This is a genomic window from Streptomyces atratus, assembly GCF_900119365.1.
In the GTDB taxonomy this organism is placed as follows: domain Bacteria; phylum Actinomycetota; class Actinomycetes; order Streptomycetales; family Streptomycetaceae; genus Streptomyces; species Streptomyces atratus_B.
In genome coordinates this window covers 53774-75122 of the sequence record NZ_FPJO01000028.1, presented here as the reverse complement: position 1 = coordinate 75122, position 21349 = coordinate 53774, and the positions used below count along the sequence as shown (strand labels likewise).

Below are 21349 nucleotides of genomic sequence, written 5' to 3'. Positions count from 1 at the left end.
CTTATTCTGTCCGATAGGTGACCACGGGGGCACAGCCCACGGGGAACACCCGGCGCGGTCACCGCGCTGCTTACGACTCGGGTTTGGTTTGGCCTTGTGGAGTCGTAACTGCTGGGAAGCCGTTCCTGTTGTGGCGACAGGGGCGGCTTCAGCTTTTACGGGGGTTGTTGAGGCATGGGTCTCGTCTTCCTTCCGGTGCGTTGCGCGCTAGTCGGCCAACGACGCGGCGAAGTCAGGGGCTACGGTCGGATGCTTTTCGGCCAGCCCCCGCATCAGCCGGGCATACGCCTTGCGGCGTACCCCCCGCGGCTCCGACTGACCGTTCTCCCAGCGCAGCACCGCCAGAGGAGTCACATTCAGTACCTCCGCGACCTGTGCCTGCGTGAGCTGGTCCGCCTTGCGCAGGCTGGCGCGCAGATGTGGCGGAGGAAGGTCGGCCGGACGCCTCAGCAGCGCGTCGACCGCCTGCAGCATGTCGGTCATCAGTAGTCCCGTCCGTCAACATGAAAGCGATAGGAAACGATAGATGGGACTGTAGCGTTTCAGCGGGGCGAAGGAAGGGAAACCGTCGGCGTGTCGCTGTGACTTGTGATCTCTCGCAGCGAAGGGTGATCGATTCTCAGTGAAGGCTGGTGACCGGCACTCCTTCTCACCGATGGTCGAGCGCGCAGGTCAGAGCGTTGCGTTGAACGGCAGGAGGGGCAGTCCGTTGCCCGCTCTCGCCGCGCGCGGTTGTGTTGCGAGCACCCGCGCAGGGCTCTACAGGGCCTCTGAACTGCGGCCATCCCGGCAACCTCGTCGCATCGAAGCCTGAGCGTGGCTACCGGGCTGTTAGGCCCCGGCGGCGAGGAACTGACGGGCGCCGCGCAGCGTGGTGTGCAGCTGGCGCTGGGTTGCGCGACTGTCGAGGCGCACGTCGAGTGCCCCGGGAAGTGCGGTCCCGGCCCGGAGTCCCTTCGGCAGTCGGGAGGGGGCGAGCCCGTCGCGCTTGGCGATGAGCACGCCGAGTTCGTGACGGCTGACGGCGTCAGCGCCCGCGAGATGGTGCACACCGTGTGCGTCGGAGGACCCGAGTTCCAGCAGGGCAGCGGCCAGATCGGCGACGTGCACCGGGCAGCGGATGTCGTCGGTGAACAGAACCCCTTCGCGCTCACCGGCGGCGAGGTCGTGCACAAGGCGAACATGCACGGACCGCGCGCCACCGATGATCAGCGAGGTGCGGGCGATGACGGCGTTTGGGGCGAGCAGGCGGACACCTGTCTCCGCTGCCGCCTTCGCGGCGCCGTAGGGGGTGACAGGGTCGGGAGGACAGGATTCGTCGTAATGGATGCGGGCGCCGGAGAACACCGCGTCGCTGGATACATGGACCAGGCGGCATCCCAACTTCGCAGCAGCCATCGCCAGGCGGGCGGGGCCCTCGGCCGTAACAGCCCAATCAGCCATGCTGCTGGTCGCGTTGATGACGAGGTGCGGGTTCACCTCAACCACGACCGCTTCGACGCGCTCGGCTTCCCGCAGGTCGAGGGCATGCCATGTGGCCTGCGGAACGCTGCCGGGGGCGGTCGTGAAGGTCGCAGCCGTCGCCCGCCCGGCCGCTACCGCCTGACGGGTGAGCTCAGTGCCTAGGAATCCGCTGCCGCCAACGATCAGGACCGTCATGCCGACACGGTAGACGATCCGTGAGCCATGCAGACTTCGCTGAGAATACTCAACCTTTGCTGCGACAGATCAACTTGTCCTGTGCTATCGAAGTTGACCGGCTCGGGGAGTTTGGCCTGGGTATGTTCGGCCGCATGGCTGACGACTGCTTCGCGCATCCACGGCTCGCCGCGATCTACGATCCGCTCGACCCCGACCGCGGCGACCTCGATGCCTACCTCCGGATCACAGAAGAGTTCGGGGCACGCCGAGCGCTGGACATCGGCTGTGGCACAGGGGTGTTCGCACTTCTCCTGGCTGACCGCGGGATCGAGGTCGTCGGCGTCGATCCCGCCCTTGCGTCCATCGACGTCGCTCGGACCAAACTGGGCAGTGAACGAGTGCGCTGGATCTGCGGTGACGCGACAGACCTCCCCCCGCTCCAGGTTGACCTCGCGACGATGACAGCGAATGTTGCCCAGGCCATCGCTGACCCGTATACGTGGCAGAAGACGCTACAGGGGGCCTACGAAGCACTACGGCCCGGCGGGCATCTGGTCTTCGAGACCCGCGCCCCTGCCAGACGCGCCTGGGAAGAGTGGACCCGCGAGAACTCCTATCGCGTGACAGAGATCCCAGGCGTCGGCTCCGTCGAGACCTGGGTCCAGCTGATCGAGGTGAGCTTGCCCCTCGTGACATTCCGCTGGACCTACGGGTTCGCTGCGGACGGACAGGTGCTCACGTCGGATTCGACGTTGCGTTTCCGGGAGCGAGAGGAAGTCGAGCAGGACCTGGTCGCGCACGGATACGTGGTGGAAGACGTTCGCGATGCGCCCGACCGCCCAGGAAGAGAATTCGTCTTCATGGCACGACGTCCATGATCTCTAGTGATCCACGCCACTCAAACTTCAATGGCACACGCTCAAGGTTCGATGGCACAGGACATGACTTCCAGCGGCCCCGGTGGGTGTGAGCCGGGCGGTACGAGCCCCCTCGGCGACACACCCACCAGGCAGGTCACAGGTCATACGTAGGCGCGAAGTTCTCCGAGCAACTGCGAGAGCTCGTCCGGTGTCAGACCGGCCGCGAGAGTACGGGCCTGTTCCCTCACCGATGTCCCGAGCTGACGCACCAGGAGGCGGCTTCGTCCGTCCCCGGAACCCTGGCCCCCGTCCTCCGCTGAGGCCGCGTGCGTGTTGTCCGCGGACAACACGGTGGCGTGGGCGGGGACATCTCCGGACTGTGGTGCCGAGAGGGCGGGGGAGTGGCCGGCGCTGCCGGGAGCCTCGAGTTTGTTGTCCGCGGACAACACGGCGGCCGCACCCGCGGGCGGGGGAGAGGCGGCAGAGCCGGACGCATCCGCTGCCGATTCCTCCTGCAGCGTGTTGTCCGCGGACAACACGCGACCCGGCGTCACGCTGTCCAGCGGTTTGTTGTCCGCGGACAACAAACCGTCCGGCAGCCCGCCGGTGCCTGCTGCCGGTGCCTCGTCAGGCGTGGCGGTGCTCGCCGTGCCCGCATCGTCCAGGGGAGGTTGAGGAGCGGGCACCTGCTTCTGCTGCCTGGCCTGCTGCAGCAGAGCCTTCTCCTCGTCACGGACCCGGGCCTCCTGCTCCCGGGTGTCCTTCAAGTAGGAGAGCAGCGATGCCCCGTCCAGCCCCGGCTCGTCCTTCAGCCGGCGCGCGAGCAGCCTGCCGTCACGCTCGGGCAGCGAGCCCCGGCTGAGCATCGTCTGCAGTTCATCGGGCAGCTCCAGGAGAGCGAGCTGGTTGGTCACCCACGAACGGTCGCGCCCCAGGCGCTTGGCCGCACGTGTCCGCGCGCCCTTCTCCGACTCCTCGCTGCACACCCGGACGAGCTCCAGCACACCGCGGGCCCGCTCGACGACGTCGAAGTCCTCGCGCTCCAGGTTCTCCTTGAGGAGATGGTCGACAAACTCCTCGCGGGAGGCCGCCAGATCGTCGCGTACGACGAAGTCCAGCACGTCGAGCGCCACATGCAGGGCGCTGCGGTAGCGGCGCTCACCGTTGACCAGCACAAAGGCGCAGCTGCCGATCGTGTCCTCGTGCTCGGGCCAGAGCCTGAGGTAGGCATCCCGGGACACAGCCACGCAGGCGGCGAGCTGCGCGGTACGCAGCTCCTCCCCGAAGCGCGTCAGGTCGTCGTCCGAACCGAAGTTGCGCCGGGGGTTGAGCGGAGTGGGCGAGACCTCGGCAAGACGCAGGCGCTGGAGCTCGTACGCCGGGACGTCTCCCTGGACAAGGGCCTTGGCCCTGCCGCGGGCGCTGCGGCCGCGCGGCACGCTGCCAAAGGACGAACCCGTGCCGAGCCGGTCGGCGACGCTCATGAAGTGATCCTCCGGGCGACGGTGCGCATGACCTCGGACTGCTCACAGTCCGGCGCATAACTGAGCAGGGGCTGCTTGACGCGCACAGCCTCGCGCTGTTCCTTGAGCTCGGGCATGACCCCCGCGACCGGCGGGTCCCCGATCTCCTTCCAGCTGTTGAGCGAGGAGGTCGCGATGTAGCCCTTGCGGCTGTCGTACATGTTGACGATGAAGCCGAGCATCGAGATCTCGACGTCCATGTCGGCGCTCAGATCCTGGATCTGGTCGTAGAGCATGTCGTAGGCATCCGCGGAGGAGTCCTCGGCCAGCACGGGGATGAAGATGCCGGACGTACCCGGCTCCTCGCCCTCGCGCGTGCGGCAGTAGTACAGAGCGGTGTCCATGGAGTACCCGAGGCTCGGCGGGCAGTCGACCACGATGTAGTCGAACTTCTGCTCCAGCGGCTCCAGCGCCTTCTCCAGAGCCGTCTCCTTCACCCGCACGAAACGGCTGGTCGCGAGCTTCGCGTCGAGAAGGAATGCGTCTTTGCACGCAGGCAGCATGAACAGCCGGCCTCCGAAGACACCCTCCTCTATCGGGACGAGCAGGCTGCGCAGTTCGTCCTTGGCCTCACCGAGCATGTACTTGGCGAGGCTCGGCTCGTCGATGTCGAACAGGTCGTAGCCGAGCTGCTTGGTGAGGTGGCCCTGCGGGTCGAAGTCGATGAGCAGAACGCGATTCCCGGCCTCGGCGAGAGCCTGGGCCACCCCGGAAGAGGTAGCCGTCTTGCCCACACCGCCCTTCTGGTTGCCGAAGATGATCCGACGCGCTCCGGTCCGGCGAGCCGGGCGGCGGGGAGAGGGGTGCGTGTCGAGCCAGAGCCGGATCGACTGCGCGATCCCTTGATTGAAGGGGATGCCCCGCTGCTTGCAGTCCTCCTTGAACTCCCCGTAGAGGCCGGCGGGGAGATAGGTGGCGAACGAGGTCCCTCCGGTGGTGTCCACGAGGGCGCGCTCGGAGGCATCCGTACGCCAGGCCTGAACACCTTCCGTTACGGCGTCCTTGATATCGACGCCGAACTCGGCTGCTCTGACCTTGAGTTCCTGGCGGAGGGCCACTGGCAGCTTGGCGACTACCTTTTCCCGGTCGTCGGGGGAGTATGGAACGGTCATGGGGCTACCTTACTCACTGCGGTGGTCGTTTTGGTGCATCTGGGGGAGGGGGGTTGGGGGCGTGTCGCGCGGAAGGAGGGCGGGGGAGGGGAGGTGACGTGGTGCCAAGGGGGCGTGCCCGAGAACGGCTCACGGGCGGCTGTGGCTCGTGACTACCCTTGGGGTGGTGGAGTCGAGGGGGCTTACTTCCGTCGGAGGTGGCGGCATCTCGGCAAAGAAGGTCAACTTTGAGCTTGATGTCGGATTTACTGAAACTGCTTCAAAAGCGCCTCAGCTGAGGGAAGAACAGCAGGTCAGGAAGTCTGCTCCCCGCGCCCGCGGGGATGGTCCCGGCGGTCCGCTGTTGGGCGACGGCCTGGCGGGCTGCTCCCCGCGCCCGCGGGGATGGTCCCGTCCGCACGTGGTGGAAGTCGAAGCGGGAGTTCTGCTCCCCGCGCCCGCGGGGATGGTCCCGTGAAGGCGATCCGGGTCGAGCCGGAGCACCTCTGCTCCCCGCGCCCGCGGGGATGGTCCCACTGCTCTCTGCTTTCCCAGGCGTCCCGCCGTCTGCTTCCCGCGCCCGCGGGGATGGTCCCGGGTCGGCGACGCGGTCGGGGTCGCGGACGATCTACTCCCCGCGGGGATGGTCCCCACCCTGACATGCCCGCGTACATCCGTCGGCTCTGCTCCCCGTGCCCGCGGGGATGGTCCCCACGGCCTGGCGCTCGCCATGGCCGGGCAGCGCTGCTCCCCGCGCCCGGGGGATGGTCCCATGTCGTAGGTGACGCCCTCACGGGTGACGGTCTGCTCGCTACGCCCGCGGGGATGGGCCCCGGAACAGGTGCCGGGCCAGCAGCTGGTGACCCCGCTCTCCGCGCCCGAGTGGATGGTCCCGTCACCGGGAAGACGAACTGGCCCGACTGTCTTCGGGCTGCCGCCGTACCGCCGCCGCTCATGACCACTGCGGCCCCTGCCCGGCTACGGCCGAGCAGGGGGTGGTTCTGTGGGTCCGGAGTACGGTGGTGACACACCTTCTGGCGGGGGTTCACATGAACGTTTCCATCGGAGACCGCATCCGCGTACTGCGCGAGTTCCGTGACATCACCCAAGAGCAGCTCGCCCAACGCGCCTCTGTGTCGGTGGACACCATCCGCAAGCTGGAGCAGGGGGTTCGGGAGTCCGCGCGGATCAACACGTTACGCGGACTCGCCCGTGCCTTGGATGTCCAACTGGAACGCCTCGTAGGACAGCTCACCGTGACCCAGCAACTCTCCGACGACGGCGGCGGTTTGATCGCCCTCCGTGACGCCATTCAAGACCCTGGCTCACTGCCGGGCGTCCTCGGCGACGACAACCTCGAAGACCCGCCCAGCCCAGCAGAGTGGACCGCCCAGGTACAGACGGCGACCAACAGTTACTGGGCGGGCGACTACTCCCACCTTGCCGCGGTCCTGCCCGGACTTCTCCGCGACGGCCAGGCCACCGCCCGTCAGCACGACACCGAGCAGGTATGGGCGCAACTCGCCCTTGCCTACCAGCTGGCCGCGTCCCTCTCCACCCAGTCCGGGCATCCCGACTGGGCGTACACCGCCGTCGAGAAGCAACTTGCCGCCGCCGCCCGAGCCTCCGATCCGCTCCTCGAAGGCATGGGTGTCTCCACCTTGTCCTGGGTACTGCTGCGCCAGGGCCGCTGGGAGCAGGCGCAGTCCGTGGCTGAGCGGAAGGCGGACCAACTGGAACCTGCGCGCCGACGGGCGACAGCGAATCAACTGGCTGTGTACGGCAACCTGTTGATCGCCGCAGCAACCCCGGCCGCCCGCAGTGACAACCACGACCAGGCCCTGGAGTTGCTGACCCTGGCCGAGTCGGCCGCTGTCCAGTCAGGGCCCCTCCGCGCCTACGGCAGCGCGTTCTCCGTCACCGACGTGCGGACCCAGCGAGTCAACGTGGCGCTCGCCGGGACGACGGGCCGGCCGGACACCGCGCTGTCCGCCTCCGCGAAAGTGGATCTCTCGGAGATCAGCCGACCGGTGCACTCCGCTTCGTACCGGGTCGACGTCGCGCAGGCCCGATACCAGACCGGCGACAGTCCGGGGGCCTTGGAGCTGCTCCTGGAGGTCGAGGCCGACCAGCCGGAGTGGATCCGCTTCCAGACCTTTGCGGCCGCGACTGTGCAGGAGATGCTGGAGGCGGAGCGTCGTCGTAACTCGACTTTGCGCGGTCTGGCTTCACGACTCGGTGTTGACCCTGCTCTGTAGGTAGGACGCAACGTCCTACCTACAGAGCAGGCCCGCTGTCGGTTGGTGAACTCTGCCCCTGGGGTGCGATCGCGCGCTCTCATAGCGTGACCCCCATGCCGCGGCGTCGGCCTCGTCAGGATTGGCCGGCACGCAATTCACTCCACTCCACTCCACAGCCAGGGGTGCCCATGACCACCATCGACTTGCCTCCCGTTCAGTCTCTGTCCGACGGGCAGCAGCGCGGCGCGTATTGCGTCTGGTGCGCGGTCACGCTGGCCATCGGAATGGCGCACGACCTTGGGCCGCGTCCCATTGACGCGCACGGTACGGCTGCCAATTGGTTCCCTCGGTGCTGCCGTCGCTGCTGGGACGATCGGGGATCGTCCAAATGGGGATGACGATCAAGGTGTACGAGGTAGACCGGCACGGACGGACACGCGTTGTCCGTCCGAAGTCCGAGGTTGTCCCGCTCAAGGATCTGCCCCGGACATCCGCGTACCCATCCTGCGAGTGCGCCCGGTGCGGCCAGGGCACACCCCGCCACATTGCAGGACCAACCCGCTACAGGAGGAACGGCACATGATCACCGCCATTGCGGACCCGCGGGAAGTCTTCCCGCTCGCGCCCGAAGGAACGCGCACCGTGCGCGGCGACGAGCCGCCGAGCAGCGCGCCCACCCGCCCATGGGTCCTCCGGTTCGCCCGGACCCCCGATGCCACCCGGGCCATCGTGAAACCGCAGGCCGTCTACGACAACGAGTTACAGATGTCCGTCGGCCTCTACGACGGGCCGCTCCCCTTCATGCAGACCCACACACCCACCATCCCGGACGGGTCCGTCGACAACCCGCCGCCGCTCGACGAGGGCCCGAAGGACTGACCCATGCCCACCGTTCTCGTGATCGCAGCACGCGACGACTGGCCGACCGACCGCGTCGTCAAGGCGCTCACGGACGGCGGCGCGGAGGTGTTCCGCATGGACACCGCCGAGTTCCCGCAGGAACTCACCCTTGCCGGGCGCATCGACGCCCGGCAAGGGTGGGCCGGCGGACTCACCACCGCCCACCGCGCCGTCGACCTCGCCGACATCTCCGCCGTCTACTACCGCGCCCCGAACCCCTTCGCCCTTCCCACTGCCATGTCGGAGCCCGAACGCCGGTTTGCCGCCGCCCAGGCCCGCGCCGGTCTCGGCGGCATCATCACCGCGCTCGACTGCCGATGGGTCAACCATCCGGCCGCCATGTCCCGCGCCGAGTACAAGCCGCTCCAACTCGCCACCGCACGGCAGGCCGGCCTGACCATCCCGCCGACGCTCATCACCAACACCCCGGACGCCGTCCGGGCGTTCGTCGGCGACGTCGGCGGCTCCGTCATCTGCAAGCCGGTCGCCACCCCCGTATTCGTCGAGGGCGACCAGCTCAAGGCCGTGTACACCCACCGCGTCACCGAGGCCGACCTCGACGACCTGCGCGGCATCGACACCACCGCCCACCTCTTCCAAGCATGGGTGGACAAGGCACACGAGGTACGCCTCACCGTCGCAGGAGACCGCCTGTTCGCCGCCGAGGTCCACGCCGGCAGCGCCGCTGCACACACCGACTGGCGCAGCGACTACGCCTCGCTCACCTACCGCACCACCACCACGCCCGACGACGTCGCCGAAGGCGTACGCCGCTACATGTCGGCCCTCGGTCTGCGGTTCGCCGCGATGGACTTCGTCGTCGGGCCGGACGGCGAGTGGACGTTCCTGGAGGCGAACCCGTGCGGCCAGTGGGACTGGATCGAGCACGCCACCGGCCTGGACATCGCGAAGGCCATCGCCGACGAACTGCTGGGAGTCCCCGCATGAACGCTCCGACCATCACCCAAGCACGCCCCTACATGGCCGGCCTCGCTGACGGACTGACCCGGTCCGGGGCGATCCGGACCCCTGTGTGGTCCCAGGCGTTCTCAAGTGTGCCCCGGCATCTGTTCGTGCCCCGCTGGTTCAGGCAGGAGACGAACGACCGGGGCATCGCCGTATGGCGCGAGCACCACGGCGTGACCACAGCCGACGACCTGTCCGCCGTCTACCGCGATCAGACGCTCGTGACCGCCCTCGATCCGGACACCGCCGAACAGGTAGACGGCACCGCATGGACCGGCATCCCCACCTCGTCCAGCACCCTGCCCAGCCTCATGGCCGGAATGCTCGAGGACCTGGCCGTCCAGGACGGCGACCGCGTCCTCGAGATCGGCACCGGCACCGGCTACAACGCCGCGCTGCTCAGCGCACGCCTCGGCGAACACCTCGTGCACTCCGTCGACATCGATCCCGACCTCGTCCGCACCGCGCAGGACCATCTGTCGTCCGCGGGTTTCACGCCGCAGCTCGTCCCCGGCGACGGAACCCGGGGCTACCCCGCAGGGGACAGGTTCGACCGGATCATCGCGACCTGTGCTGTCCCGGCCGTCCCGGCCGCCTGGATCGAGCAGAGCAGGCCCGGAACCATCCTGGTCGCCGACGTCGCCCTCGGTATCGAGGGAGGGCTCGTCCGCCTGGAGGTCGACGAGCAGGGCCGCGCCCTCGGCCACTTCACCGCGACCGCCGGCCGATTCATGGCAGCCCGCAGCGAGGCCCGCACGTACGCAGTGCCGCAACGGCCCGAGCGCGCTGCCGAGATGGGCACGTGGCCGTCGCCCGTCACCGCCGCAGACGTGCGCAGCCACTACCCCTTCCGCCTGCTCCTCGCCCTGTACCTGCCCCGAGCAGAGATCGTGTACCACGTCGACGAATCCGGTGCCATGGCTCTCCAGATCCAGGGAACTGACGGGTCGTGGGCCCGGTTGCCTCTCGCCGGCGACGCCGTGAGTACGGTCACCTACGGCGGCGACCCCGGCCTCTGGACCCGGGTCGAGGATGCATGGCGCTGGTGGAACGACTCTGGCCGCCCCTCGCACGACAGGTTCGGCTACGCCCGTGAGGCAGACGGGACCGCGTACGTCTGGCACATCCCCGACGGGACCCGTTGGGACATCCCCGTCTGACTGCCGAACGCTCCAACGGCCGACGCTGTACCCGCACGAGCGGCGGCACCGATCTCCCGCTCGTGGCTGCATCGCGTCGGCCAGCCAAGAGCGGGCCTGTTTTCCGGGCCCGCGGAGGTGATGCCGGGAATGCTTTCGCTGGACGGCCACGCGGCTGAAGTCGGCGTGGTTGGTGGAATCGCACCGTGGAGGTCGGTGCGGCCCGCGAACGTTGCTTCGCCGAAGTAGGGGCGGTTGGCGGAAGTCGCACTGCCGGATTGGGCAGTGTTGAGGCGGTGCGGGGCGTTCTGATGTTTGTGGGCGTGCGAGATCTGGCTTTGTGTCGGTGGGGTGTGCGAGAGGGCAGAACTGACGTGGTGCCAAGGGAACGCATTCAAGAGGGCTGTGACTCGTGGCTACCCTTGGGCGGTGGTGCCGAGGGCTGTGTGCTCCCGGCAGTGGTGGCACTCTGGCGTGAAAGGTCAGTTTTGGGCTTGATGTCGGATTCTTTGAAACTGGTTCAAAAGCGTTCCAGCTGAGGGAAGAACGGCAGGTCAGGGAGTCTGCTCCCCGCGCCCGCGGGGATGGTCCCAAGGACGACACCTACAAGAACCTGATCACCTTCTGCTCCCCGCGCCCGCGGGGATGGTCCCGTCGACACCTGCGCGGTGCGCTGTTGGATCGCCTGCTCCCCGCGCCCGCGGGGATGGTCCCATCAACCACGCCGGAACGCACGTGGCCATCAGCTGCTCCCCGCGCCCGCGGGGATGGTCCCGGTAAGTGCGTGGCCTCCAGCACCGTCGGCTTCTGCTCCCCGCGCCCGCGGGGATGGTCCCGTGACGAAGCCGCTGTTCAAGGCCGCCGACGACTGCTCCCCGCGCCCGCGGGGATGGTCCCCCCATCGCGACTCTGGATCTTCGGCGTGTCCGCTGCTCCCCGCGCCCGCGGGGATGGTCCCCCCATCGCGACTCTGGATCTTCGGCGTGTCCGCTGCTCCCCGCGCCCGCGGGGATGGTCCCGAGACGAAGAGGTCGACGACGGCGGACCCGCCCTGCTCCCCGCGCCCGCGGGGATGGTCCCTCCCTTAAATGTGACTGCAGCGCCCGTTGATCCTGCTCCCCGCGCCCGCGGGGATGGTCCCGGCGGTAGGCATGGCGACGGCCGGCGCCTTCCCTGCTCCCCGCGCCCGCGGGGATGGTCCCGACAACCTGGCCGCCGCCACCCTCCTCAGCGACTGCTCCCCGCGCCCGCGGGGATGGTCCCACGAAGCCCGGCCTCGAAGGTGTTCGAGTCCGCTGCTCCCCGCGCCCGCGGGGATGGTCCCGTACGGCCCTCCGACGTGGCACGTCCAGACGACTGCTCCCCGCGCCCGCGGGGATGGTCCCGTCCGCACGTGGTGGAAGTCGAAGAGGGAGTTCTGCTCCCCGCGCCCGTGGGGATGGTCCCTCCCTCTTGCTCCTCCACCAGGTGCGGACGTTCTGCTCCCCGCGCCCGCGGGGATGGTCCCCGCCCGCGCCGACAACAAGTCGTACAAGGGCACTGCTCCCCGCGCCCGCGGGGATGGTCCCGGGGCGGTCAGGATCATCCGGACGGTGCAGGTCTGAATCCAGCACCCGCGGGGATGTTCACCAGCCTCCATTCGGAACGAGCCTGTTGTGGTCGGTTTGTTGTCCGCGGACAACAAACCGACTGTCGTCTGCCATGAGAACGTCAGTCGTCCTGCCACCTGATGGCTTCGTTGATTTCCAGGAACAGCGTTTGTCGACGGTCTTCGGAGGCGGTTGGCGATCACGAGGCTCCGAAATGTCGAGCAGAAATGACGGCAGTGCGGTGGTGGGGTCTGAGAAACATCCACGTCGGGGGCGCGTGCCCCGGGCGGATGCCGGCGGTCACCCCGTTGGATGCGGTGGCTTGTAGAGGTCGTCAAGGCGGAGTGGCGCGGGCTGGGGCAGGGGTGTGCCGTCCGTCGGCAGGCAGGACTGGAGGAAGTAGGCGAGCAGGCGGCGGGATGCTCGTCAGGGTTGTACTGCCAGCGGTAGGGTGCATGCCGGAACGGCCGGGGCGTCGGGATTCCAGAGCGCGGACAGCACCATCCACCACAGCGTGGTCATCGGTCCGTCCCTTCTTCTCGCGGCTCGGCGTGCACCAGGTTGTTGTGCTTGTCGGCAATCGTCGCCGGTGTCCGCGCCGTACGGGCCGAACGGACCGACCTCGCCGAGGTGGGCTTCCAGGACGGCGCCCCTCCTTTCATCCGGTGCGGCTGCGGGATCACCGGGCGTTCCTTTCGAGCTGGGCGGGGATGCGGGAAGTCCGCAGTTCCTTGAGTTCGGGGATGTGGTTGTAGAGGGTGCCGACCGAGACGCCGAGGAGCCCAGCGATCGTCTCGATGCTGTTGTCGGGGTTGGGCAGCATGTCGCGGGTGGCGCGCAGCAGCTGCTCGTTGACGACACTTCAACGCCAGCCCCGACCGCTCCGCCCACCTGCTGTGCCGCAATCTCGATGAGCACGGCCGCCACCTCTACCTCAGCAGCGAGGAGTCGGCCCGGCTCATCCGCGCCGACTGGGCGCTCCGGCCCGGCACCGAACCCGGCGACGAGCGCCCACGTACGGACACAGCACCCCCAAGGTGCCGCTGCCCCCGTGCGCCGCCGAGATCGTCGCCGCCCACCTCGCGCACCGCCGGGCCGAAGGCTCCGGCACCCGCGGCCCCTGCTTCACCGACACGACGCAGCCCGAGCTCCCCGCCATCGGGCGGGCCCTTCGCCCGATGACCAAGCGCACCTGCCGACGGCTCGGCATCGACCCGTTCTGGATGCACCGCGCGTCTGCCGCGACGGCGACACCATCGGCCTGCTCCCCGACCACCGCGGCGCCGACTGGATGCACGCCCGCCACCTTGACAGCCATCTCTTCGCCGCCGATGTGGGAGCACCTGTGAACCGCCGCTACGAACCGCCCCGCCACAAGCCGCGCGGCTGGGGCGAGGAACTGAGCCGCCGCCAGCACAACGCGAGCCTCTCCCACAGTCTTCGCCTCACGGACTCCGACGACGCCACTGCCTACTGACAGACCTCATGGCAGAACCACTGACACTCAGTGGCAGAACCCACTGGCATCCTCATGACAGACGGGGGTCGTGGTCGGTTTGTTGTCCGCGGACAACAAACCGACCACGACCCCCCGCGACCAGAGGCTCCATCGCCCAAAATGGAAAGTACCTCAGGTATCATCAAGAAATGATCATGGTTCGCTGAGTGGACGAGTCGTCAGGGAAAGGGGCCGGCCAGTGGGATGGGCGACCCCGATCGTGGCTCCCGAGCAGGTCGAGTACCGGCTCGCAGAAGACTGTGGCTGTGATCAGTCGTCGGATGCCGAGGTCGAGTACCGGCTCGCGGCTGCGAGTGACCTGCGGTGGATCGGGAGCGGGCTGACGGAGCTGGGTCTGGTCGCGGGAGAGCCTGTCGATCCGGATGCCGCGCGGGCGCTGATGGACGGCCGGGACTGGCGTACCGGTGAGCGGTTGGTGAAGCGCAAGCGGGAGCTGGACCCGCGCGGAAAGGTGACCGCGCGCGTCGTGGTCGACGCGATCACCGAGCTCGCGGCCGCTGACGGGATGACTGCTGCGCAGTACCTCGGCAACGAGGCGCTGGCGAGCCGCTTCGCACGTGCCGAGCGCGGGATCGTCCGCGACGGGGAGGCGCACCTGCTGCCGGTCGGTGATGCCGGGCGTCTGGCCGCGGCTGCCGGGCTGTCGGTCGAGCAGCTCTACGGTGGCGATGTGATCGCCGAGGCGAACCGGTGGCGCAACCATCGCGTCGACGTCGGACTGCGCGGCGTCGACCTCTCTCTCGACCTCCCGAAATCCATCAGCACCGCGTACGCGCTCGCCGGCGAGGAACTGGCTGCGGCGATCGAGGGCGAGTGGATGGCCTCGGTGACCGAAGCGGTCGGGGCTCTTGAGGAGTGGACGGCCTATGGCTTGGCCGGTCACCACGGTGACGGGCAGCGCGCCGAGCGGGTGGCCACCTCCGGGCTGATCGGCTGGACGACGCTGCACCGCTCCGCCCGACCGGTGGACGCGTCCCCGGGCGACCCGCACCTGCACGTTCACGTCAACATTGCGCACATGGCGCGCTGCGAGGACGGGAAGTGGCGCACCATCGCGGCCGGGGCGGAGGACCTGCTCCGGCATGTGCACCTGATCAACGAGATTGCCGAGGCCCGGCTGCGCGCCCGGCTGATCGAGCGTCACGGTGCGCGGTTCGCCCGGAGCGAGAGCACAGGGGCGTGGGAACTCGTAGGCGTCGACGGGGACCTGCGCAGTGCCTTCTCGCGTCGTCGGCAGCAAGTCCTCGACCTCGTCGGCAGGGACGCCGGCCGTGATCGGATGAGGGCCGCCGCGAGGCGTACGGCTCAGGCCAAGGACGAGGCGGCGGCAGAGGCGCCACGCCACAACTGGCGGACGCGCGCCGCGGCGGTGCTGGGCGGCGAGGCAGCCGTTGACGCGATGGTCGCGGCCGCGCTTCCCGGGCCCGACGGACCCGACGGGCCCGCACCGTCGTGGCCCGGTGGTGACTGGCCGCTGATGCCGGGTCCGCAGGAGATCGCCTCGCAGATCTGGGATCCCGGTCATGGGCTGACCGCAGGCCGGAAGGCTGTCACCCACACCCACGTCATGGCCGCCGTCACACGTACGTTGCCCTACCTGCTGAGCAAGGACCAGCTGGTCGCGCTGACCGACGAGGTCCTGTCCGTCGACGGGCATGCCGTACGTCTCGCGGATTCCAACCGGCACCACCGCACACACCGTCAGCGCTACACGCACAGCGGCGTCGTCGCGGCCGAGCAGACCATCATCGAGTGCGCGACGGCCGGTCTGGGCGCGGGCCTGGCGCAGCTGACGCCCGAGGCCGCCGAGCTGACGATCGCCACCGTCGAAGTCGCCCAGTCCACGTCCGGCCGCGCCTTCCGGTTCTCCCCTCAGCAGCGCGCCGTCGTGATGCGTCTGCTCACCGCCGGGCACGGGGCCGACGCCGTGATCGGTGTCGCGGGTGCGGGCAAGACCACCTTGATGAGTGCCGCCCGGGCTGGGTGGGAGGCCGCCGGCCTGACCGTTGCCGGAGCGAGCACGGCGGCCGTGGCGGCCGCCAACCTTGCCGCCGAGGCAGGCATCGAGTCCCGGACGATCGCCGCCTGGACGCGTGAGATCAGCGGCGGCCGCGGTCTCGACGGCGTTGGCGTCTTGGTCATCGACGAGGCAGCCATGGTCGACGACCGCGCCCTTGCCACGTTGCTCCGGCATGCCGCCCGGACCGGCACGAAGATCGCCGGTGTCGGCGATCCGCTGCAGCTGCGCGCCGTCGGCATCGGCGGCGGCTTCGCCCGGATCCACCGGCTCGTCGACGGGCTGCAGCTGACGGAGAACCGGCGCCAGGGGGACGTCGTCGAGAGAGCGGCGCTGCAGGACTGGCGCGACGGAGGCCGCACGACAGCCCTCTCGGCGTACGCCGCACACGGTCACGTACACGCCGATGACACCGCCACCGAGGCCCTGACCTCCATGCTCGCGCGCTGGAACGAGGTACGCGGCAGATGGGCCGGGGATCCACACGGGCAGGTCGCCGATCTGCTGCTGCTCGCTGCACGGCGGGCGGACGTGGCCGCGCTCAACGCAGGGGCCCGCGCCGTCCTGGTCGCCTCCGGAGAGCTGGACGCGGGCCGTACGTACGCAGTTGCCGGCGGCGGCCGGGTCGCCTTCGCCGCCGGAGACCTGGTCCACATCCGGCGCAACGACTACCGCTCCCGCCGCGACCTGTCCCAGCCCGACGTGCTCAACGGCTTCCGCGGTGTCGTCCTCGAAGTGGACGACGAGCGGGGGGTACGGGTGGAATGGTGCCGTCGACGCCCCGGCGGCGGGCATGTCACGCAGACCGCGTGGATGTCGAGGAAGGACATCGCCGAGGGCCGGCTGACCCACGGCTACGCCATGACGATCGGTTCCGCCCAGGGGCTCACCTCGGACCTGACGATCGCCTACGGTCTGCATGCCGATTCCCGTTCGCTGTACCCGGCCATGTCCCGGGCCCGGCTGGAATCGCACCTCTTCCTGCCGCTCGACGAACTCGAGGACGACGTCACCCGGATCCGCTTCGGTGAAGTCCGTACCGACGGCGAACGACTGGACCGCGCCGTCGCGGCGTGCGGGCGGCTGCTGGAGGCGGAGCGCGGCGACGTCATGGTCACCGACGAGCTCACCACCGCAGGGCGTTCGATGCCGACGATCCCGCCCGCGGCAGTGACGCCTTGGAACGAGCGGGAATGGGGGCATCTGGCCACGGCCCAACTGGAGCCCGGTGTCCAGCAGGCCAACCGGGACGCGGCGATCGCCACGGAGCGGGCACGGACGTACGCACGGCAGGCCGAGGAGCTCGCCGCCGTTCTCGGTACCGGCCAGGCACCGGCGCGCCGGACCTTCGCACAGATCAGCCGGCACCTGGACACGGCGGACAGCGATCTCGCCCGCGCCGTGCGTGCCGAGGAGCAGGCCGACGCCGTCGACCTCCAACTTGCCAGGCTGCGCGAGTCGAACCGTATCGAGGGCGACGCCGAGCGGAAGATCGTCGCCCGCCTCGCCCTGAAGAGGACCGTGCTCACCGGGCGGCGCCGGATGAGGGAGGCCGCCGACGTCATGCACGCCAGGATCGAGGACCGTACCCGGCAGATCACGGAACTCGACGACCGGGCAGCCGAGCTGCGGGCCCGGGCCCGGGCCCTGCGCGACAGCGTCAGGGACCGGATCCACAGATCCACCGGAACCGACTCCGACAGACCGCTGTCCGACCGGATCACCGAGTGCCGCGCCCAACTGCCTGCCCTCGCCGTCCGCCTGAGCCGTGCTGACGCGGACCGGCACGAGGAGCTTCTCCGGCAGGCGGCGGAGCAGCGCACGATTGCCGCCCTGGAGACACGTAAGGCCTGCGGGCTGCGTGTGGAAGCCGAGCTACGGGCCCGGTTCACCCCTGGGCAGGCGGTCCGTGAGACGGAACAGCGGTCGCTGGCAGCGCGGGAAGCCGCAGCCGCACGTCAGGCCGGGCAGAACCTCCGACGCGCCACCCGGGAAGCCGGCCATCGCAACCGTGCCGCCTCTCCGCAGCCCCAGGGGCGGCCAGGGCCAGGCCTCGGCCGCTGAAAGACCGTGTGGTCGTGGGGGTTTGTTGTCCGCGGACAACAGACAGTCTGTTGTCCGCGGACAACAAACCCCCACGACCGAGCCGGACGGAGTCAGTTGTTCCGGACGAGGGAGTCCAGCCGTCGGCGGGTCCGGAGAGCAACCGGTGCGTCGGGTCCGTGGATGTCGGTGACCGTACTGAGGAGCTCGGTGCCGAGACGGTGGGCGTCCTGGGCGGGGACGGTTCGCCAGAGGCTGTAGACGCGGCGGGTCGCCTCCTCGGTGTCGGGATGCCGAGGCCCCTGGACCGTCGCCCGCAGGCGGGCGGTGTGCAGATACCACCCGAGCGCCGCGGCATGGTCGCCCATCAGATGAGCGAGATGCCCGCGGACCTCCCGGATGTGGACGACGTTCAGATGCTCGGTGCCGTACTCGGCGGCGATCTCGGTGTCGAGCTCGTACGCCATCCACGCGGCATCCCGCAGTCGGCCACCGGATGCCGCAGCGGCGATTGCGGGCCAGGCGTTCGCGCAGCACCTCCGGTGTACGCGCCCCGGGCCCGGCCTGCTCGGCAGAGGCGAGCGCGGGGGCTCCCCAGAACGCGGGAGACACGGTGCCCCACGGGTGGAAGACCTCTTCGTGCTCGTGCATGACGGGATGCCCTTCGGTCGCGCGGGTCACCACTTCACCACCCGGCGGACTGCGGTGATCCGGGTGATGGCGAAGCACTGCTCAAGCTCTCCGGCACTGCCCTGGCCTACAGCAGTCCACTCCGCGAGCGCCCCGATGCCGACACCGTGGCCGCCGCTCAGAACCAGAACCTCGCCTCGGAGTCGATCCTGACCTTGGCCGCTGAGGCAGTGAGACGCTGGCGAAGCGGGACGCCGTCACAGTCCACTGGCGGACGGGGTCCTTCCCAGCTACGGACAGAACGATCTGGCCCTTCCCGGCGCAGGCGACCGGGGTGGCGGTCACGACCGGGGCGGCGCAGGGTGGACCGGGTTGCTGCCTGCCGCTGTCGCCGTTGGACGGCAGGCATACCGGTGACCGTCCGGGGACTGACGCGGTCACACCTGCGCAGTGAGGAAGCGACCGCCTGGTTTGCCGCGGAGGTGTCCTGGGGGGAGCCGTCGGCCGTATGCGAGCAGGAGGAGATCCTGTGCGGCGCCGGACAGAGGTGTTCCGGTGCCGAAGGACCAGTCGAGGTCGTCGGCGCGGAGTTCGATGCCACCCAGGTCGGCTTTGAAGAACTTGAGGGTTCTGGCGTTGACGCTCTCCAGGAGGATGCGCACGCGATCTTCGGGGACCCTGCGGTCGAGGCCCAGCGCGACCGTGATGTCCAGGCCGTGGATCACGTCGTGGCCCAACGCCGCCTCGATCCCGCCGACCGGCGGCCTCCAGGGGTGATCCGCGTGGTCACGGAGCAATGCGGCGAGCTCACGCGTCGAATGGGCAGCCGAGTCCTTGCGGGCGCATCGATCGGTCATCCGGTGGAGACTGCCTCGCGATCTGATCAGTTCCCACGCCGTCTTGGAGAGCGAGTACCTGAACCCCATCGTCATGTGGGCCGCGACTTCCCGTACCCGCCATCCCCCGCACAGGGTCGGTGCGTCCCATTCTTCGGCCGACAGGCCATCCAGCATGGCTGCCAGCTCTCGGCGTTCGGCCGCGATCGCGGCTCTGATGTCCGCCGCTGGCCTGCGGTGCGTCGTGTTCCCCATGGCTTCAAGGCTCTCGGCAGGCTCACCATAAGTCCAATAGTTTGGATGTCTCGCAACTAGAATGATTGCTTATGGACATTCGGCAGCTGCGGTACTTCGTCACGGTCGCGGAGGAAGCCAATTTCACCCGCGCCGCCGCCCGGCTGCACCTGGCACAGCCTGGAGTAAGCGCCCAGGTCCGGCAGTTGGAGAAGGAGCTCGGGCATCTGCTGCTCGACCGCTCCGGCCGGTCGGTGACCCTGACGGAGGTGGGCGAGGCCGTGCTGCCGTACGCGCGGGCCGCGATCAGTGCCGTCGAGGCGGTCCGCCAGACCGCCGACGAGTTCACCGGGCTGCTCCGCGGCCAGGTCACCCTCGGCCTCGTCTCGGGGGCGGGCGCAGCAGCGCATGAGTTCGACCTGGCCCCCATCCTGGCCCGCTTCCACGCGGACCACCCCCAGGTGGAGATCGCCCTGACCGAGGACACCTCGGAGTGGATGCTCACCGCGCTGCACCGGGGGGAACTCGACATCGCCGTGATCGGACTCGCGGACGAGGAGCCCCCGCCGGGCATTTCCCTCCAGGTCCTGGTCGACGAACCCCTGGTCGCAGCCGTCGCCCCGAATGACCCCGCCCTCGCGTCCCCGGACCGCACGAGCATTACGTTGGCCGAGCTCCGCGATCGCCCGCTGATCAGCCTGCCACGTGGCACAGGCATCCGCGGGGTACTCGACCGCGCGTGCGCGCAGGCCGGGTTCCAGCCCCACATCGCCTTCGAAGCGGCCGCTCCGCTGTTCCTTGCACAGCTCGCCGCCCGCGGCCTCGGCGTGGCAGTAGTTCCGGCCCTGTCCGCCGACTCGGCGTCAGCCTTCGGGCTAAGGATGCTGGAGATCACCGAGCCGCGGCTACGCGGCCGGGTCGCTCTGACCTGGCGGACGGACGGTCCCTCCGGCCCTGCAGCCACCGTCCTCCTGGACCTGCTGCGTACCACCCTCACCGCGCCAGGGACCGGCTGACCGGGGCAAGTCGAACAGCGGGCAACAACAGCAGCACGCCCGCCTCAAGGCCCTTGCCAACGAACATGGTCCGCCCTGGTCAGAGGGTCACCGTCGACTGTCTTCGCTGACAAAGGACACCCGTCGGTGGCTTTATCGAGCAGTAGTGACGTCACTTGTCGATGGATTTGGAAGGCGCCCCGAACCACGGTCAGGTGATGCTGATGAGTTTGGGAGGCATGGCGGCTCTTGCCAGGACAGCATCGGGATGCTCTTGGTGAAAGGCGCTGGTCATGCCGCAGATTTCGAAGGTCGAGCTCGCCTTGCCCTTCGCTCAGCGGCCGAACAGACGCAGCAACCGGGCTTGGCGGGCCTCCCCGGCCACGGGTGGAGCCCCTGGCGCGGCGAAGAAGCGGTGGGTGGTGTCGGCGGAGACGGGTGACTCCGCCAAGCCGGCGTAGATTTTGGCGAGGTGCTCTTCGATCCAGGCGACGAGCTCCGGATCGAGCTTCTCGGGAGCGTTGACGGCTCGGGCCAGGTCCCAGGTGTGAATGGTCGCGTCCGTGGTGCGGACTGCGAGGGCCTGTTCTCCGGTCACCGGGCCGAGAGGGTAGTCGAGAGTCTGCTGGAGGACGCCCGGCCTCCGGAACGCCTCGGCGCACTCCCGCACCGACCGGATGTAGGCACCCACCGGATCGCTGCCCAGAGCGTCCTCGTCCCGGAGCCGGAGGAAGTCGGCGGCCGAGCCACCATCCAGCAGAGAGACGTAGTTGAGGTTTCCCCGGGTCATGTGGTTGACGAGGTGGCGTACGTCCCACTCTGCGCAGGGGGTGGGTGCCGTCCACTGCTCGGCCCGTACCGCGCGCAGCCTGTGGGTGAACTCGGAACCGGAGAGTAGATAGCGGTCGATGATGCCGGCGAAGCGGTATGACATGGCCGCAGCGTAGGAGTGCAGAAGGCGACGTGCTGGCGGAAATCAGCCGCCGAGCCCCGGAGGCACGCCCGCCGGCTACTTGCCCGAAAGGTGGGTCTCCGGGACTGAGCCAGTTGTGCCGTCACTTCTCGTCGACATGCACGGCCCCACTGATCAGCAAGTGACTCCGAAACCAGTCGACAAACGCTGTTC

The 21349-nt window shown here is 69.0% G+C and carries 17 protein-coding genes and 2 CRISPR repeat arrays; of the genes, 9 read left to right on the top strand and 8 right to left on the bottom strand.

All coding sequences use genetic code 11. The annotated features are described in order from the left end of the window. Positions 1 to 207: 207 nt before the first annotated feature. The gene (locus BT364_RS32125) at positions 208 to 483 is read right to left on the bottom strand and encodes a helix-turn-helix domain-containing protein (protein WP_079179735.1); all 276 of its coding nucleotides are present in this window, start codon (positions 481 to 483) and stop codon (positions 208 to 210) included. Positions 484 to 831: 348 nt separating this feature from the next. Then, positions 832 to 1659, bottom strand: coding sequence for an SDR family oxidoreductase (locus tag BT364_RS32120; protein WP_072488729.1), 828 nt, complete (start codon positions 1657 to 1659; stop codon positions 832 to 834). Between the two features lie 134 nt (positions 1660 to 1793). Between BT364_RS32120 and BT364_RS32115 the strand changes: the two genes are divergently transcribed. Next, on the top strand, positions 1794 to 2519 hold the full coding sequence (locus BT364_RS32115; protein ID WP_072488747.1) for a class I SAM-dependent methyltransferase: 726 nt from the start codon (positions 1794 to 1796) through the stop codon (positions 2517 to 2519). Between the two features lie 143 nt (positions 2520 to 2662). On the opposite strand, the gene BT364_RS32110 is transcribed toward BT364_RS32115, so the two are convergent. Beyond that, positions 2663 to 3985 carry a ParB/RepB/Spo0J family partition protein gene (locus BT364_RS32110; RefSeq protein WP_072488728.1) on the bottom strand — a complete coding sequence of 441 codons (1323 nt, stop codon included), beginning with the start codon at positions 3983 to 3985 and terminating at the stop codon, positions 2663 to 2665. Further along, positions 3982 to 5136, bottom strand: coding sequence for a ParA family protein (locus tag BT364_RS32105; protein ID WP_072488727.1), 1155 nt, complete (start codon positions 5134 to 5136; stop codon positions 3982 to 3984). The genes BT364_RS32110 and BT364_RS32105 overlap by 4 nt, the downstream gene beginning before the upstream one ends. A gap of 301 nt (positions 5137 to 5437) precedes the next feature. Beyond that, positions 5438 to 5711: a CRISPR direct-repeat array (repeat unit 30 nt; unit sequence TCTGCTCCCCGCGCCCGCGGGGATGGTCCC). A 453-nt stretch (positions 5712 to 6164) separates the two neighbouring features. On the opposite strand from BT364_RS32105, the gene BT364_RS32100 reads away from it, so the two are divergent. The 4 genes from BT364_RS32100 to BT364_RS32075 all read left to right on the top strand — a co-directional run bounded on the left by BT364_RS32100 (position 6165) and on the right by BT364_RS32075 (position 10381). Further along, the gene (locus tag BT364_RS32100) at positions 6165 to 7373 is read left to right on the top strand and encodes a helix-turn-helix transcriptional regulator (RefSeq protein WP_072488746.1); all 1209 of its coding nucleotides are present in this window, start codon (positions 6165 to 6167) and stop codon (positions 7371 to 7373) included. A 561-nt stretch (positions 7374 to 7934) separates the two neighbouring features. Further along, the gene (gene tgmA, locus BT364_RS41940; protein ID WP_072488724.1) at positions 7935 to 8234 is read left to right on the top strand and encodes a putative ATP-grasp-modified RiPP; all 300 of its coding nucleotides are present in this window, start codon (positions 7935 to 7937) and stop codon (positions 8232 to 8234) included. A gap of 3 nt (positions 8235 to 8237) precedes the next feature. Further along, positions 8238 to 9203 (top strand): ATP-grasp ribosomal peptide maturase, encoded by a 966-nt coding sequence (tgmB, locus tag BT364_RS32080; RefSeq protein WP_072488723.1) that lies wholly within the window; start codon positions 8238 to 8240, stop codon positions 9201 to 9203. Then, positions 9200 to 10381, top strand: coding sequence for a methyltransferase domain-containing protein (locus BT364_RS32075; RefSeq protein ID WP_079179734.1), 1182 nt, complete (start codon positions 9200 to 9202; stop codon positions 10379 to 10381). The genes tgmB and BT364_RS32075 overlap by 4 nt, the downstream gene beginning before the upstream one ends. Before the next feature lie 542 nt (positions 10382 to 10923). Continuing rightward, a CRISPR array of direct repeats spans positions 10924 to 11928; the repeat unit is 29 nt; unit sequence CTGCTCCCCGCGCCCGCGGGGATGGTCCC. Between the two features lie 700 nt (positions 11929 to 12628). Here BT364_RS32075 and BT364_RS32065 read toward each other — a convergent pair. Continuing rightward, positions 12629 to 12772, bottom strand: a complete 144-nt coding sequence (locus tag BT364_RS32065; RefSeq protein WP_218172471.1) for a helix-turn-helix domain-containing protein — start codon at positions 12770 to 12772, stop codon at positions 12629 to 12631. A gap of 214 nt (positions 12773 to 12986) precedes the next feature. On the opposite strand from BT364_RS32065, the gene BT364_RS32060 reads away from it, so the two are divergent. The 3 genes from BT364_RS32060 to mobF all read left to right on the top strand — a co-directional run bounded on the left by BT364_RS32060 (position 12987) and on the right by mobF (position 17549). Next, entirely contained in the window at positions 12987 to 13298 is a 312-nt protein-coding gene (locus tag BT364_RS32060; protein ID WP_072488722.1) for a hypothetical protein, read from the top strand. Continuing rightward, positions 13295 to 13426: a hypothetical protein gene (locus BT364_RS43490; RefSeq protein WP_256260307.1), complete on the top strand. Its 132-nt coding sequence runs from the start codon at positions 13295 to 13297 to the stop codon at positions 13424 to 13426. The genes BT364_RS32060 and BT364_RS43490 overlap by 4 nt, the downstream gene beginning before the upstream one ends. A 220-nt stretch (positions 13427 to 13646) precedes the next feature. Continuing rightward, positions 13647 to 17549, top strand: coding sequence for a MobF family relaxase (gene mobF, locus BT364_RS32055; RefSeq protein WP_072488721.1), 3903 nt, complete (start codon positions 13647 to 13649; stop codon positions 17547 to 17549). Positions 17550 to 17641: 92 nt separating this feature from the next. On the opposite strand, the gene BT364_RS32050 is transcribed toward mobF, so the two are convergent. Then, positions 17642 to 17995 carry a hypothetical protein gene (locus BT364_RS32050; protein ID WP_072488720.1) on the bottom strand — a complete coding sequence of 118 codons (354 nt, stop codon included), beginning with the start codon at positions 17993 to 17995 and terminating at the stop codon, positions 17642 to 17644. A gap of 600 nt (positions 17996 to 18595) precedes the next feature. Continuing rightward, the gene (locus BT364_RS32045; RefSeq protein WP_072488719.1) at positions 18596 to 19249 is read right to left on the bottom strand and encodes a maleylpyruvate isomerase family mycothiol-dependent enzyme; all 654 of its coding nucleotides are present in this window, start codon (positions 19247 to 19249) and stop codon (positions 18596 to 18598) included. A gap of 71 nt (positions 19250 to 19320) precedes the next feature. Between BT364_RS32045 and BT364_RS32040 the strand changes: the two genes are divergently transcribed. Continuing rightward, positions 19321 to 20244, top strand: a complete 924-nt coding sequence (locus BT364_RS32040) for a LysR family transcriptional regulator (RefSeq protein WP_072488718.1) — start codon at positions 19321 to 19323, stop codon at positions 20242 to 20244. A gap of 313 nt (positions 20245 to 20557) precedes the next feature. Here the strand turns inward: BT364_RS32040 and BT364_RS32035 are convergent, their stop codons facing one another. Further along, on the bottom strand, positions 20558 to 21157 hold the full coding sequence (locus BT364_RS32035) for a TIGR03086 family metal-binding protein (RefSeq protein WP_072488717.1): 600 nt from the start codon (positions 21155 to 21157) through the stop codon (positions 20558 to 20560). Positions 21158 to 21349: the final 192 nt, after the last annotated feature.

Bases quoted from the DNA above. Each gene is read 5' to 3' on its own strand.
- BT364_RS32125 (WP_079179735.1), bottom strand. From the start codon at position 483: ATGACCGACATGCTGCAGGCGGTCGACGCGCTGCTGAGGCGTCCGGCC.
- BT364_RS32120 (WP_072488729.1), bottom strand. From the start codon at position 1,659: ATGACGGTCCTGATCGTTGGCGGCAGCGGATTCCTAGGCACTGAGCTC.
- BT364_RS32115 (WP_072488747.1), top strand. From the start codon at position 1,794: ATGGCTGACGACTGCTTCGCGCATCCACGGCTCGCCGCGATCTACGAT.
- BT364_RS32110 (WP_072488728.1), bottom strand. From the start codon at position 3,985: ATGAGCGTCGCCGACCGGCTCGGCACGGGTTCGTCCTTTGGCAGCGTG.
- BT364_RS32105 (WP_072488727.1), bottom strand. From the start codon at position 5,136: ATGACCGTTCCATACTCCCCCGACGACCGGGAAAAGGTAGTCGCCAAG.
- BT364_RS32100 (WP_072488746.1), top strand. From the start codon at position 6,165: ATGAACGTTTCCATCGGAGACCGCATCCGCGTACTGCGCGAGTTCCGT.
- tgmA (WP_072488724.1), top strand. From the start codon at position 7,935: ATGATCACCGCCATTGCGGACCCGCGGGAAGTCTTCCCGCTCGCGCCC.
- tgmB (WP_072488723.1), top strand. From the start codon at position 8,238: ATGCCCACCGTTCTCGTGATCGCAGCACGCGACGACTGGCCGACCGAC.
- BT364_RS32075 (WP_079179734.1), top strand. From the start codon at position 9,200: ATGAACGCTCCGACCATCACCCAAGCACGCCCCTACATGGCCGGCCTC.
- BT364_RS32065 (WP_218172471.1), bottom strand. From the start codon at position 12,772: ATGCTGCCCAACCCCGACAACAGCATCGAGACGATCGCTGGGCTCCTC.
- BT364_RS32050 (WP_072488720.1), bottom strand. From the start codon at position 17,995: ATGGCGTACGAGCTCGACACCGAGATCGCCGCCGAGTACGGCACCGAG.
- BT364_RS32045 (WP_072488719.1), bottom strand. From the start codon at position 19,249: ATGGGGAACACGACGCACCGCAGGCCAGCGGCGGACATCAGAGCCGCG.
- BT364_RS32040 (WP_072488718.1), top strand. From the start codon at position 19,321: ATGGACATTCGGCAGCTGCGGTACTTCGTCACGGTCGCGGAGGAAGCC.
- BT364_RS32035 (WP_072488717.1), bottom strand. From the start codon at position 21,157: ATGTCATACCGCTTCGCCGGCATCATCGACCGCTATCTACTCTCCGGT.